9 protein-coding genes are annotated in these 14,399 nt (G+C 35.6%); 4 read left to right on the forward strand and 5 right to left on the reverse strand.

Going from position 1 to position 14,399, the window contains the following annotated elements:
- The first annotated feature begins 4 nt into the window (after positions 1 to 4).
- On the forward strand, positions 5 to 1,360 hold the full coding sequence (locus IV494_RS02550) for a deoxyguanosinetriphosphate triphosphohydrolase (protein ID WP_196078593.1): 1,356 nt from the start codon (positions 5 to 7) through the stop codon (positions 1,358 to 1,360).
- 3 nt (positions 1,361 to 1,363) lie between these two features.
- Here IV494_RS02550 and IV494_RS02555 read toward each other — a convergent pair whose 3' ends face one another.
- The 3 genes from IV494_RS02555 to IV494_RS02565 form a co-directional block, all read right to left on the reverse strand.
- Positions 1,364 to 1,801: a hypothetical protein gene (locus tag IV494_RS02555; RefSeq protein WP_196078594.1), complete on the reverse strand. Its 438-nt coding sequence runs from the start codon at positions 1,799 to 1,801 to the stop codon at positions 1,364 to 1,366.
- 187 nt (positions 1,802 to 1,988) lie between these two features.
- Entirely contained in the window at positions 1,989 to 3,779 is a 1,791-nt protein-coding gene (locus tag IV494_RS02560; RefSeq protein WP_196078595.1) for an amidohydrolase family protein, read from the reverse strand.
- Between the two features lie 2 nt (positions 3,780 to 3,781).
- Positions 3,782 to 6,628 carry a S8 family serine peptidase gene (locus tag IV494_RS02565; protein ID WP_196078596.1) on the reverse strand — a complete coding sequence of 949 codons (2,847 nt, stop codon included), beginning with the start codon at positions 6,626 to 6,628 and terminating at the stop codon, positions 3,782 to 3,784.
- A gap of 304 nt (positions 6,629 to 6,932) precedes the next feature.
- On the opposite strand from IV494_RS02565, the gene IV494_RS02570 reads away from it, so the two are divergent.
- Together IV494_RS02570 and IV494_RS02575 are read left to right on the forward strand one after the other, a co-directional pair.
- The gene (locus IV494_RS02570; RefSeq protein WP_196078597.1) at positions 6,933 to 7,826 is read left to right on the forward strand and encodes an SPFH domain-containing protein; all 894 of its coding nucleotides are present in this window, start codon (positions 6,933 to 6,935) and stop codon (positions 7,824 to 7,826) included.
- Between the two features lie 78 nt (positions 7,827 to 7,904).
- Positions 7,905 to 8,579: a hypothetical protein gene (locus IV494_RS02575; protein WP_196078598.1), complete on the forward strand. Its 675-nt coding sequence runs from the start codon at positions 7,905 to 7,907 to the stop codon at positions 8,577 to 8,579.
- Positions 8,580 to 8,624: 45 nt separating this feature from the next.
- Here IV494_RS02575 and IV494_RS02580 read toward each other — a convergent pair whose 3' ends face one another.
- A complete protein-coding gene (locus IV494_RS02580; protein WP_196078599.1) occupies positions 8,625 to 8,936 on the reverse strand; it encodes a DUF962 domain-containing protein in 312 nt (103 codons plus the stop codon).
- A complete protein-coding gene (locus IV494_RS02585) occupies positions 8,936 to 10,630 on the reverse strand; it encodes an APC family permease (protein ID WP_196078600.1) in 1,695 nt (564 codons plus the stop codon). Before IV494_RS02585 ends, IV494_RS02580 begins: the two co-directional genes overlap by 1 nt.
- 129 nt (positions 10,631 to 10,759) lie before the next feature.
- Between IV494_RS02585 and IV494_RS02590 the strand changes: the two genes are divergently transcribed.
- Complete coding sequence (locus tag IV494_RS02590; RefSeq protein ID WP_196078601.1) at positions 10,760 to 14,317, forward strand: T9SS type B sorting domain-containing protein; 3,558 nt, start codon at positions 10,760 to 10,762, stop codon at positions 14,315 to 14,317.
- The last annotated feature ends 82 nt before the right edge of the window (positions 14,318 to 14,399 follow it).

Raw genomic sequence — 14,399 nt, forward strand, 5'->3', positions numbered from 1 at the left:
TATTATGATTTTAAACAGACTTTATACGCATCAACGCACAGGAAAAAATCTTGCAACTTCCGCTTCAAGGACAGATTTCCAAAGAGATTTTGACCGGATTATTTTTTCGGCAGCATTTCGAAGATTGCAAAATAAAACGCAGGTTTTTCCGCTTCCCGGAAGTGTTTTTGTGCATAACAGATTGACGCATTCTCTCGAAGTTTCATCAGTTGGTCGCAGCTTAGGAAGTGTCATCGGTGAGTTTATTGTCGACAATTTTGAGAATGAACTGGATGAGAATTCAAAAAATTTCTATCAGCATAATCTTCAAAATGTAATTGCCGCGGCGTGTCTTTGTCACGATGTTGGTAATCCTGCTTTCGGACATTCAGGTGAAGATGCGATCGCAAGTTATTTTGAGAAAAATGAGAGAGATTTAAAGCAAAAATTTACAGAAAAAGAGTGGGCTGATTTGGTGAATTTTGAAGGAAATGCTAATGCGATACGGGTTTTAACCCATCAGCAAAATGGCAAAGATGAAGGTGGAACGCAACTGACTTATACGACCTTGGCGAGTATTGCAAAATATCCGTGTGAAGCGATCGCCAAAAAAAAGGGAATTATTCATCGTAAGAAATTCGGTTTTTTTCAAAATGAAAAGGATACTTTTCTTGATATTGCAAAATCGGTGAATTTGGCGCAGGAAAGTGAAGAGCCAACTATTTTTAAACGACATCCTTTTGTTTGGCTTGTAGAAGCTGCAGACGATATTTGCTACAATATCATCGATATGGAAGATGCGCACAGGTTAGGAATTGTCTCAACTTCTGATTGTGAAAATCTTTTTATTGAACTCATCAGATCAGAAAATTCAAATATAAAAAGGGTAGAAGAGAAGCTATCGATTCTCACAAATGCTAATGAAAGGATTTCTTATTTAAGAGCGAAAGTTATTAATGCTTTAATTAACAAATCCCTGGAAATTTATAAGACTAATTTTTCTAAAATTTTGGAAGGAAATTTAGACAAAGCCTTGCTTGATATTTACAAATCTGAAAATAGATCCTTGCAAGAAATTGAAAGTTTTTCTATCGACAAAATTTACAATCATAAAAATGTAATTGAAATAGAAAACGCGGGTTATAATGTAATGAATGAGTTACTCGATCATTTTATTCCGCCCATTTTAAAGGAAAATTCAGAAAGGAAATCGTACGATAAAATGGCTTTAAAATTACTACCACAACAATTTGTTTATGAAAATGGAACCGACTATCAAAAAGTTTTGGGAGTTATCGATTTTGTTTCCGGCATGACCGATAATTTTGCGACAGATCTTTACCGCAAAATAAAAGGGATAGATATCGGCATGACGATGTAGAAACTATATTTTCGCTACTTTTCTCCTAAACACTAAAAATAAGATGGTGGCCAGGAAAATGTAAATGAATGACACTATAAAATAGTTATCAAGTAGCAGTAAACCTTTAAGACCCTCCGTTTGAAAATCCTTCGTAAATTGTATTAGATAAAACAGAACGAGTGCAACTGGAATTCCGAGAAATGTAAGAAATGAAGAGAATGTATTATTTCTAATTCGGTCGTTCAGGTTGAGAAAATAAGTGGCTGAACAGACAATCATCACCAGTGAAAATAGACCAATGACATAGAGGTCTAAAAAGAATTTCATAATATATAAAATAAATTCAAAGGTGTTGGTCTCTTCTGTTTCGGTATTGCTGATCACGATCCTGAAACCAATGTATAACGACAGACTTAACAATAGATTAAAGATCCAGAATTTAAATATTAATTTTTTCATTAGTTTTGATTACGTATTATGATTGGATCCAGTTAATTTGAAATTGGAGCAATACAATTCGTAAGGTTAAAGTTGACGTATTTTTGTCAAACATAACAATTATAATAAAACAAAATTCCTAATAATGGGTAAACAACATACATTTTACTTTAAAAGATTTGAAATTAATATTGAAATGAGGATATAATTAGCAGCCAAAATTATTCAGCCATCTTTCTATAAAAATTTTACCGTTTTCAAACATGATCCCACGAACGATTTTTTTAAGATCAGCGGTCGATTTTCCAAATAAAATACGGGTTCCACCATTTTCATTAACGTAAGCTTTTTCTGCGACGGGAAGCCATTTGATCATATTTGCTTCCAATTCTTCCAACGACGAAATGTCGGGAGAAATTTTCAAAGGTTCGATCAAACCATCGAAATCACTTCCGAGACAAATCTGTTTCCAGGGTTCTTCGATGTCAGTTTTGAGTAATCCAACCTGAATGATATGAATAATATTGAAACAGAAAGATAACGGATGTCGATCTTCTTTAGTCGGGATCAGCCAGCTTTCATTCTCAGAAATCATTGATTCCATCGTATTGAGCGGTAAGTTTTTCACCGCGATCTGCGGGAAGTGTGTATGAAAATCGGCCGTGCTCAAAAATTCATTTTCACTCGTTAAACTGATCCCATATTCAGATTGAAATCCTAAAATTCTCACATCCAGACTCATTCCTAAAATTCCGTTGCTGTTCAAAATTTCGGTAATATCTTCATCCATTAAATTGATGGACCAGGGGTTAAAAGTAAAATCATTGTTGACAAAAGACCCCCATTTTCCGCAATTTTTTTTATCCATTTCTATAGAAACCGCGCGAGCTCCTTCGTAATTATAAACGGTGCAATTGTTTCTTTTCAAAGCATTTTTCCATTCATTATTGGTGTAGCCCGTAACTCCGATATGAGAAGCGATGATTGGAATGTTTTCGTATTTTTTTTCTTCTATAATTAATGATTTTCGGAAGGCGTAAAAATCCTGCCGCGATTTTAAACCTAAATGTTTCACATCTACAATGATCGGTCGATGCTGATCGCTGTCATTCGTCATCGAATAACATTTTTTAATTACTTCATATCCAATGGTTGTAATTCCGTTTCCAAAAGGATAGAAAGAAGGGTGTTTCAACATTTTCATCCCAAAAGCATGCGTCGCCAAAAACTGTTCATTGATATGCGTGAGATGAGTCAACGTAATATAAACCAGATCCATTTTTTCTTTGGAGAGACTTTTGTAAAATCTTTCCAGATTTGCCGCAGGATTTTGATTGTAATTTGCGGTAGGATCTTCTCCATTTTCAGTATCAACGATCATTTCTTTCCAAATGTTATCGGCAGTTTGCGACAGTTTTTTGGTTTTTGTGGAGTCTGTGAACTGGTCTTCTATAAAATCTATTTTAAGAGAATTTCCAATCATTAATTTACTGAAGTTATGAGAACCTTCTAAACTCAAAATAATGTTGAGTCCGTTTTCGCTGGCTTTCTTGGTATTATTTCGGGAGAGAATTGTGATGTTGCTTTCCTTGTTATCCCGCAATAGTTTATAAAGACTCAACTCCATCAACATCAATCGGTAGTAGGAAACTTCTCCATTTCTCACTTTCTCGAAGTACATTTTGTCAAGGGGATTCGAAAATTTACTTTTTAAAATATTGCCAAAAAATCCACGGCTGTCTGCAAAACCAAATTCCAGATTTACGATCGCTGCAACTGCATAATTCACATTCCCTTTCTTACATTGCTGAACGCTGCTTTGACTTTTTAGAATATGGATAAACAATTCATCCACAACACTTGTCAGCACATTCGACATTCTCACAGGTTGCGTTAATTCTTCCAGCGTTCTGGTTGTAGGTGGGATCGCAACATCATAATGACTGAGGAAGTTTTTGAATAAAGGATGAAGATGCAGGTCAAAATATTTTTTTTCCATGGTTAGCTTTTTTTATAACTGTCGAAGTACATTTTTAAAATTTTTTCAGAATCGGTAACAGAATTGATACTGTCAGATTCAAAAATACTGGAAACCGTATTTCCCGTCATGGCAGTGATCGCAATTCGGGAACGTTCTGTCATCACCATTTCCTGACTTGATTCTCTTGTAGAAATAGTTTTTTTGAGAAGTGTTTTCCAAAGAAAATGAACTGCTTCCCGAACTCCTAAATCCCATTCCTGGCGCGGATCGTTCGCATATGCGTATTTTTTTTCATCAATATCCGGTAATTCACATTTCAGAAGTTCATAAATGTTAAGAATTCCGGCGCCATAATTATCGGTATCCCAAACTGGTGGTTTTGTTGCTGACTCTTTTAAACAGATTCTAAATGCTTCTACAATTTGCCACGGGAATTTATATTTCTCAAAAATTTTATCTCTTTTTGTAGCTTTCCAAAGTGCTGCAGCGGCTGCAACATGCGGTGTTGCATAACTTGTTCCACTTCCATAAACCATAATTTCATTATATTTTTCATCCATCGAGGGAACATAAACGTCTTCTCCTGGTGCAGAAATATCGACTTCAGTTCCGTAACTGCTTCCACGCCAAGGTTTTTGATTGGGATTTGTGGCGGAAACAGCAATAGTTCCTGGATATAAAGCGGGTGAAACGACCATTTCAACTTCATTTCCGGAAGCACAAATCCAAATTACGCCATTATCGTACGCAACTTTTGCCGCCTCTGCGATCATAGGTCGAGGATAAGTTCCCATGCACATAAACATGACATCAGCATTCGTATGAACCGCCTGATTCACTGCATCAACAACGTTTTTTCCTCTATTGATTAAAACCACGGATTCAGAAATTCGGTAAGGAATAATATTCACTAAAGTATTTTTCTTTTCGTCACATAAAATGCCATAATTCCCGTCATTTTTATAGACAGAACTCATGTCGCCTCCAGTAATGATGCTCGCAGTTCTAGTTCCGTGACCTGGATGTCGTAGAAAACCTGTTCTCATTTCATCCCGTGCATCAGAACCATCTATAAAATCTTCATCACAATCAAAATTAAACCTTCCTTTTACCTTTGCATGATCGGTATAACCTGTATCGAGCTGAACTAAATTGATTTTCTTTAAATTTTCGATGATCTCATCAACTTCTAAATTATTAGCGACAGATTTGTTTTTATTGTGAGCGTTTTTATTTTCGATAACCTCTTTTATTAAAGAATAGACATCGATATGAGTTGTATTTTTAATTTTTAGACCTACCGCAGTTCTATTCCAAAGTCTTTGGTTCAAGACATCAGAATCATCGAGTTTGAAATAGGTAGAAGCGCTCCATTTTGTTTTAAAATCATCTTGTCTTCCGGCTGCATTGCTGGTTTTCATGTTTTCCAGCATATCAGATTCGGTAAGCTCATTGTCATTTTTGTTTTTTTTCTGAAGGTCAGTTTCCATTTCCAGATCTGGAGTTGCAGTTTTAATTTGGGGTAAAGCTTCCAGTTTTGCTGCAATTTCCCACGGATTATCATTGGAACGTAAAGTAATATATTGAATAATTTTTTGCGATGGAATGGTAGACAAAGGAAATAATGGTTCTGAACTGATCGCTTCCTGAACCAGCTTTTTGTAATTTTCTTTCCAGTCATCTTGCATGGTGAGAATATTAGAAAGTTCAATTTCAAAATACTGAACAGGAAGATTGTTTTTCGTAGAAACATTCTGAATCATATTTACAGCCTGATTCAAGACCGATTCGTTTGAGTTTTTCATTTCGGTTTCAGGTTTTTCTTCTTTTGGTTCTTCTGAATTTTTTTGAATTTTTTCCGGCTGTGTTTTACCTAAAATAGTATTTCTCAGCGGGGACATTTCCTCCGATACTTTTATATTTCTAATGCGTCGGATGAGCGAACTAACTCTAATTCCTTCATTTCCGAGCCAGTCTATCGTTTCATCGGCATCGCCTTCTTTGTAAACTCCGCCATCTTTTCGCAACCATTGTCCCTGCGGATTTTTATTCGGAATACTGCTGTGATGAAGCGCAACCACTTCACCGGTTCCCAAACCAATAACAACCGCGCCAGATGAGCCGGGAAGCGTGTCGGATTCATAAATTAAAAAATCATCTTTCAGCGTTAGCATTCGAATGTCTTTCATCACCGTTTTTTTATAATCCCCTTTTGGATGTTGAATGATGACACAATTTTCGCCTTCAATAATTTTACCCAAAGTTTCATCTAAAACCGTACAAGGAATTTCAACGATATTTTTTCCTTCTTTTGATTTATCTGAAACCGCAACAATTGTAAAATCGAGTCCACTGTTCACATTGCCCGGATCTGCTTGGTAAGATGAAGTCATGAATAATTTTTCCGGCACAAAACCGAAAGTCTGAACTTTTTTTGATTCGTTATTTTCATCGAGTTCGTAATAGAATTGCACCATCGAATTTCTGGCAGTTTCGGCATCGGGAAAAACATGATTATTGGTGATCAAAATTCCCGGGGCGACTAAAAAGCCGGTTCCATATCCCGAATTTCCGTAGCGGGTTTTGATGGTAATTCTTCCAACAGATTCGGAAATTTTTAGAATTTTATAAAGAATATTGATATCCTGAAAATTTGGCACCCCATTTATCCTTTCTAAAGCCGCAGAAATAGGCATGTTTTCTCGGGCAATTCTTTTAGAAAGTTTATCACTATCTGTTTGAATATCCGTCAAGCTCGCTTCACCCATGCGGTTTTCCTGAATGCCTTTTTTTACACTGTCGATCTTGGAGGTTGCCTGCTGGAAACGCTCGTAAGCAAGATCATTGATAATTTTTTGGGACGACATTTTTTGATGATTTTAATTTTATTTAATAAAGAAACTTTTCAATAAAGAAAAATAATCCCCTCAAACTGCTAAATTTCTTTAAAAAAAGATTTAATATATTGATTTCTAGTAATTTACATTTCCTATCCAATCAAAATTACGATAAAAATAGTTATGCAAACCATAAGCATCTAACAAACAGTGTTTTCCCTCATTAAATAGGGTGTTTTAACCTTTTTTAATGGTAATCCCAATTTTTTAATTATCTTTATGAAATCAGCAAAATTAACAGCTGAATAATTTATTAACCCAATAAAATTAAACCATGGCATTTTTAGGAGCTATTATTTTTTTCGGACTTATTGTACTGTTCGCTTCATTTTTTACAGTGAAACAGGCGACCGCTGCAATTGTAGAACGATTAGGGAAATTTCACATCGTGCGTCAATCAGGACTGCATTTAAAAATCCCCTTCATTGATCAGGTTGCAAAACGTATGAATCTGAGAATTCAGCAGTTAGATGTGATCATTGATACCAAAACTTTAGATAACGTTTTTATCAGAATGAAAGTTTCTGTACAGTACCAAGTTATTGCCTCGCAAGTTGCAGATTCATTTTACCGTTTAGAAAATCCAGAAAATCAAATTACGTCTTATGTATTTGATGTGGTAAGAGCAGAAGTTCCAAAGTTGAAACTGGATGATGTTTTTGTGAGAAAAGACGATGTCGCAATCGCTGTAAAAGGCGAACTTCAAGAAGCGATGCAAAGTTATGGTTATGACATCATCAAAGCTTTGGTAACCGACATTGATCCAGATGAGCAAGTAAAACACGCCATGAACAGAATTAATGCAGCAGAACGTGAAAAAACTGCGGCTGAATACGAATCTGAAGCTCAAAAAATCAGAATTGTAGCCGTGGCAAAAGCAGAAGCGGAATCAAAGAAATTACAAGGTCAGGGTATCGCCGATCAGCGTAGAGAGATTGCTGCCGGTTTGGTAGAATCTGTGAAAATGTTGAATGAAGCAAATATCAATGCTCAGGAAGCTTCGGCTTTGATCGTAGTAACGCAGCATTATGATACGCTTCAGGCAATCGGTGCAACAAACAAAAGCAGTTTGGTTTTATTACCAAATTCGCCTAATTCTGCAAGCACTTTATTAAATGATTTAATGGTTTCTATGGCTGCAACACAGCAAATGGAACATATCAAATAATTTCTTTTTTTATGTTCGATTTTTAATTTAACATAATAATGTGGCAAGTTTTAATATATTTGCCAAAAAAAAATCAATATGAGTAAATCTACTATTTTGGGGCTTTTCGCAACGTTTGCGGTTTTAGTTTCTTGTCAGGTAAATGTTCCAATGAACGCGGAATATTTGAATAAACCTTCTAAAGTTGGAGTTTTTGTCAACGTAAATGATCCGCAGAAATTTCGGGAAGGTTCTCAAGGTTTACTCGATTTAGCAGTAACTTCTGGCGATAAATATCAACCGATGTTGGATTTAGCAAAGCAAAAAATCCTCTTTAAAGATCAGTTGATTTCGATTTATTCTGAATCGTTAAAAGCAAAAGGAAAAGAAGTGATCATCATCGATGAAAAATTTGATGGTAAAACTGCAGCTAAATTTAAAGGTGACAAAATTGAAGGAAAGAAATATGCGTACTACGATTTGAGAAATTTAAAAGAAAAATACGGAGTTGATGATGTGATTTTCGTGAATGTAAATTGGGGTGTGATGATCAGTTATTACAGTATGATTGAAACGGGAAGAGGTGGATATATATATCTGGATAATAATGTGGTCAATACCGCAGATAACACTTTATATTTTGCACAAAACAATGTGAAAATGGAAATCATCAAAGGAAAATGGAATACGCCGCCAAACTATGATAATGCCATTGGTAAAATTACAGAAGCCGTAAATAAAGCCATCGAAGAAGAAAGAAATATTTTCAAATAGAAATTTTTAAAAATAGAAAAGCCCGAAAATATTTTCGGGCTTTTTTTATGCTTTAAATTTTATTTTTCCGATTAGTAATTGAAAGAACATTTTGAAATCTGAAGCCAAACTCCACAATGGATATTTGAAAGTTGCAGGTCTGTTCTTTTCGAAAACTGCATGACTGAACCAGGCAAATCCATATCCGAAAATTGGAATGTACCACAGGAATCGCTCTTTTCCTGATTTGATCACGTAAAAAAGAACGAAAAAAATCAGAAGCGTTCCTATAAAATGGAAAATTCGTGTGCCTAATTGAGTGTGTTCTTTCAGATAAAACTGGTAGAATTCATCGAAGGTTTTTATTCTTTCTGCCATTACTTTTGAATTAAGTCGTCATTTGAAGTTCTGTGCAATTTACTATTTCTATATCCGTAGGAAAAATAAATGATCAGTCCAATTGCAAACCATACCAGAAACCAAAACCAGTTGTTATGGCTCATTCCTGTGAGAAGATAAAGACAAGAACTTAATCCCATTAATGGAATCAAGGATAGATTTTTGACGAAAGCTAAAACGCAAAGTCCGATATTAATTATAATAAAAAAGAACATCGAAATCCGGAATTCACCTTCTGTCTTATGATCCCATTCCATTAACGTGTGGAAAAATTCAGGTTGCCACCAGTAAAAGAAAAGAAGTCCACCCAGGAAAATAATTGGGAAAAGAATCTTAGCATTGATATAGGGTAAGTGAAATCTGCCTTTCAATTTTTCTTTTGATGGAAGCAACAAAACACCACCACAAACCAGAACAAAGGCGAAAATAGTTCCGATACTAGTGAAGTCCAAAATAAACGATTTATCAGTAAACAAAATTGGCACTCCAACTACGATTCCCGTAATTATGGTAGCAAAAGAGGGCGTTTTATGTTTAGGGTGAATTTCCATGAATTTTTTTGGCATCAAACCATCGCGGCTCATTGCATACCAAATTCTCGGTTGCCCCATTTGAAAAACCAATAAAACGGTCGTAATCGCAATGATAGCACCAAGAGACACCAGTAATTCCATCCAGGCAATATTCGCATTAGACCTTTCGAAAATAAATGCGAGCGGATCACCGATACCTTCAAATTTTCGATAATCGACCATTCCCGTTAGAACCAAGGTCAAAATAATATAAATTACCGTACATAAAATAAGGGAAATGATCATTCCTCTTGGAAGATTTTTCTGCGGATCTTTGGTCTCTTCTGAAAGCACACTCAATGCATCGAAACCAATATAGGCAAAGAAAACCCCGGAAACTGCACTCATCACGCCGGCAAATCCATTCGGCATAAAAGAAGGAACGTGCGTAACCGTACTAACAGGAAACCAGTTATCAGTGCTGATAAAGGCGACTCCCATTGCGATCACCATTAAGATGATAAAAAGTTTTAGAATAACAAAAACGTTATTTAAATTTTTAGATTCTTTTACACCAACATAAACCAACCAGGTGATCAATCCATTAATAACCAAAGCGGGAATATCTAAAATAATTTTTAAATTTCCTAACATTGGTGCCGTTTTCCAGGCATTGATCAATTCTACATTTTGAGAACCACCGAAAAAAGCTTTTTTCGCTTCAGGATAACTGCAGGTTAAAAACTCTGGAATATGAACGCCAATTCGGCCCATAAAACTTGTAAAATAGTCGCTCCAGGAAAACGCCACATAAATATTTCCGAAAGAGTATTCCATGATCAAAGCCCAACCAATGATCCAGGCAATTAATTCGCCGAAACTTGCGTAGGCATAGGTATATGCGGAACCGGCGGTAGGAATTCTGCTCGCAAATTCTGCGTAACAAAGTGCCGTAAAACCACAAGCGAAACCACAAATAATATACAGAATAATTACTCCGGGACCACCACGAAAAACGGCTTCTCCTAAACTACTAAAACTCCCGGCACCAATAATTGCGGCAATACCAAAAAATACGATATCCCAAACGCCTAAAACACGTAATAAACCGGAAGGATGATCATTTGCACTGTAGTTTTTTCTTCTGAAAAGCTGATTCATATTGGAAAGTAATTTACACAAATGTAAAATAAAATTTGAGAAAACTGATTTTTTTTAAATTTGAAATACTAAAATGGGTAAAAAATGGGTTATAAATAATGGTTTAAATTTGTTAAAAATTATTGGTGAATGAGGAATTTCTCCGTTGTACTTTTTCTTTTTTCTTTTCTTTTGGGTCACACCCAAACAGTAAATCTTTTCAATCCGGCAGATAACGTAGCTTATCCGTCGCAACTTTATTTTTGCAATGGGGAGAAATTTAATTTAAAAGTAGATGCAGTAGCTACTTCGACGGGTGATTATGCAATGACCAAAGATCAGCCCTCCAATTATCCTTTGACTGCTGGTGGAACGCCGATCACATTTTCGGCGACCGGAACAGATAAATTCAGCACCGCTTTTCCCATTGGTTTCAATTTTAGTTTTTATGGAAAAAATTATTCTAAAGTTGTGGCAGGAAGCAATGGAAGACTGGTTTTCACGAATGACGCAGAAATTGATAATCTGAAAGACATCAATACTTATAAAGACCGAACTTTTAGCGGAATTACAGGATATAATACCTATTCAGCATTGCCTTCCACAGATTATAATAAAGTTTTTAAAAACAATACAGCACAGGAACTTAATCTCGCGCAAATATTTTTTGGCTACACCGATTTAATTCCAAAATCTCAAAATTCCAGCGTTAATTATTTGTACAAAAACATTGTCGTTGGAGGAGTAAATGCATTGTTGGTTTCTTTTCAAAATCAAATTCGAAGCAATGGAACGGGTGGGTTTTCTAGTTCCACCTACAGCAGCAGTATTTTGTTGTTCGAAGATGGCAGAGTAATTATTTATGTGAATAATAAAATTGAAGATACCTACAACGCAATTTTAGGAATTCAAAATGATGACGCTTCTAAATTTAAAGTTCCGGCGCACAGCAATGTTTCTTATAACTATAATAACGGACCTTGGAAAACTGAAGGTGTTGCATGGGTTTTCACCCCAAATCAAAATTTAGTACCGCAATTTAAATGGTTTCAAAATGCAACTTTGCTGGGTGAAACTACAAATACTTTAACTGCTTTTGCACCGAATGACGGCGATGTTTTAAAAGTTGAAGTAACCTATCGTGACTCGAATGGCGTGCAAGTTGGAAATGCGGTTTCAGATCAGGTGACTTTCAAAAAAATTGCGAAACCTGTTATTACTACAAACGGTGGAAGTGGATGTGTAAGCGGAGTCACAATGACTGTTCCGAATGATCCGGATCTTAATTTTGAATGGTTTCGCGTTGGAAATACTACGGTTTTGGGTACGGGAAATTCTTATTATGCGACCCAAACCGGAAGTTATTTTGCACGCACTTCCAGAAAAGCTTCGCCAGTTTGTTCAGTAGATTCTGATCCTTTTACGGTTAATTTGAATTCAACGATTCCTCCTTTTAATGCGAATAACGTTTCTCTCAACTATTGTGACAATACGGGAGCATCTTCCAGAATTATTAATTTGTACGATTACTATCCGCAAGGTTCAAATTACACGTTAGTTTTTATGGATGGAACGACAGTTATTCCTAATCCTGCGAATTTTGTAATTGCTGCGAATACGGTGAAAACTTTAACGATAAATGTTAATGATGCTGTTTCTGGATGTTCAATCAATCAAAATTTCAGTATTCGTTTTGATTCCGTTCCGGCTGCTGTTAATAATTTGGCGAAAAAATATTGTTTTGGAGAAACTACAGAAGACGTTTCGAAATATTTATCTGATTTAGCAGGTGCTGGTTTCGCGATTTTTGATTATCAATATTCCACAGACGGGATTAATTATTCCACCAACTCAACAGTTAATATTAATCAATTTCCAAAGGTTTGGGTGAAAATTTCTCCTAAAAATTTAAGTACTGGAAGTTGCAATACTATTTCTACGATTATTTTTACAGAAGATGCAAAAGTAGTTGCTAATGCTCCCACAACGCAACTGGCGCCTCAATGTGCAAGTGCGACACAGACTTTCGATCTGGCATCTTTAATTCCGCAAATTAACCCTGATCCAAATGTTACGGTAACTTTTCATAACTCTCTCTCGGATGCAGAAAATGGGATTAATCCGGTTACTTACAATTTCAGAAGTGGACTTAATTATACCACTTTATATATCAGAGTTGTTAATAATTTGACGAGCTGCGTTTCACCGGATCATCCTGCGATCACAATTTTGGTCTATTTAAAACCGAAATTGCTTCTCAATTCAATAACTAAGAAAAATTGTCAGGGAAATACAACTTTTAATTTAACACAGACTGCATCAAATCTTACGGATGCGCAAAGTCCAGTCACTGTGAATTTAGAATATTATTCTACGACCGGAACGCTTTTAACACCAGGTCAGATCCTCAATTATGATGCAAATGTTTTTGGTGTGAATCCTTATATTAAATTGATCTATAATACAACTTGTAACGATACAGTACCATTTAATCTAAGTTATATTCCTAAACCTGCAGCCACTTCCAATCAGATTTTGATCTGTGAAGAAGTTGTTTATTCCCTTCAAAATTTTCAAAATTCTGTGATTTCGAATCCTGCACAATATACTTTTGTCGATGCAAGCGGAAATCCACTTCCAGCCAGTTTTGATGTGACCAATCTGCCGAAAACGGTTCAGTTCTATATTAAAGATAATCTTACAGGATGCATTTCAGATGTACAGTCAGTCACTTTTATAAAAGGCGGAAATTCCGCTTTATCAAATACTCAAACCGACTACACGCTTTGTGATGATAATTTTGATGGACAAACGCTTTTCAATCTAGATTCTAAAAAATCAGCATTTACCACTGATCCTGATGCGGTTTTTGAATATTTCAAAGATGCAGCTTACACACTGTCAATTTCGGCGAATTATACCAATGACACCCCTTTTGCACAGACTGTCTATTTGCGAATTACCCTTCCGGGATTTTGTCCTTCGTCAGCGAAAATTAATTTAATAGTCAACACGCCAAGTAAGTCTTCAACGCTTTTACCTAAATATTTCATCTGTTATAACGAAAAAGTTCTTATTGATGCTGGCACAGAAAACGTCTCATGGAAATGGAGTACAGGTGAAACAACTCAAACTATCAATTTAAATAAACCCGGGAATTATTCAGTCGAATTAACGAACTTGAGCGGTTGTAAGTACACTCATAATTTTATTGTTTCTGATGAAAATCAGCCTAAAATTGAAGTGATCAATCAAACCAATAATTCAATTGAAGTTATTGCAAATGGTGGTGTAAAACCTTACAAATATTATTTTAATGGCGTTCCACAAACTTCGAATATTTTATCTAATCCAACCGATCGGTCTTATGTAATTCAGGTAGAATCTGCAACCGAATGTTTTGGTCCGCCAAAAACCGTTTATTTTATTAAAATAAATAATGCCTTCACGCCCAATGCCGACGGAATTAATGATGTTTGGAAAGTTGAAGATCTGGATAAAATGCAGGAAGTTTCCATCATCATTATTGACAGGAACGGAACCAAAGTTTTCGAGTCTACCAATCCAAATAAAACGGAATGGGACGGAAAACTGAATGGCAGAGCTTTACCAACTTCTTCGTACTGGTATATTATTTCCTGGTATGATGCGGTTACTCAAAAAACGGAGCAACGCCAAGGTTGGATCTTGTTGAAAAACAGAAGCTAGCAGAGATCAACTGTAAATTGTAATTTCAATTTTCAGCCTTTAAATACGGTAACTTATAAGTCGGATCTGATACAAAAATAAT

It is taken from the genome of Kaistella gelatinilytica, from assembly GCF_015679325.1.
Lineage (GTDB): Bacteria > Bacteroidota > Bacteroidia > Flavobacteriales > Weeksellaceae > Kaistella > Kaistella gelatinilytica.

What these genes read in the sequence shown, in the direction of transcription:
- IV494_RS02580 (WP_196078599.1), bottom strand. Translation starts at nt 8,936, where the DNA reads ATGGCAGAAAGAATAAAAACCTTCGATGAATTCTACCAGTTTTATCTG.
- IV494_RS02560 (WP_196078595.1), bottom strand. Translation starts at nt 3,779, where the DNA reads ATGGAAAAAAAATATTTTGACCTGCATCTTCATCCTTTATTCAAAAAC.
- IV494_RS02590 (WP_196078601.1), top strand. Translation starts at nt 10,760, where the DNA reads ATGAGGAATTTCTCCGTTGTACTTTTTCTTTTTTCTTTTCTTTTGGGT.
- IV494_RS02555 (WP_196078594.1), bottom strand. Translation starts at nt 1,801, where the DNA reads ATGAAAAAATTAATATTTAAATTCTGGATCTTTAATCTATTGTTAAGT.
- IV494_RS02585 (WP_196078600.1), bottom strand. Translation starts at nt 10,630, where the DNA reads ATGAATCAGCTTTTCAGAAGAAAAAACTACAGTGCAAATGATCATCCT.
- IV494_RS02550 (WP_196078593.1), top strand. Translation starts at nt 5, where the DNA reads ATGATTTTAAACAGACTTTATACGCATCAACGCACAGGAAAAAATCTT.
- IV494_RS02565 (WP_196078596.1), bottom strand. Translation starts at nt 6,628, where the DNA reads ATGTCGTCCCAAAAAATTATCAATGATCTTGCTTACGAGCGTTTCCAG.
- IV494_RS02575 (WP_196078598.1), top strand. Translation starts at nt 7,905, where the DNA reads ATGAGTAAATCTACTATTTTGGGGCTTTTCGCAACGTTTGCGGTTTTA.
- IV494_RS02570 (WP_196078597.1), top strand. Translation starts at nt 6,933, where the DNA reads ATGGCATTTTTAGGAGCTATTATTTTTTTCGGACTTATTGTACTGTTC.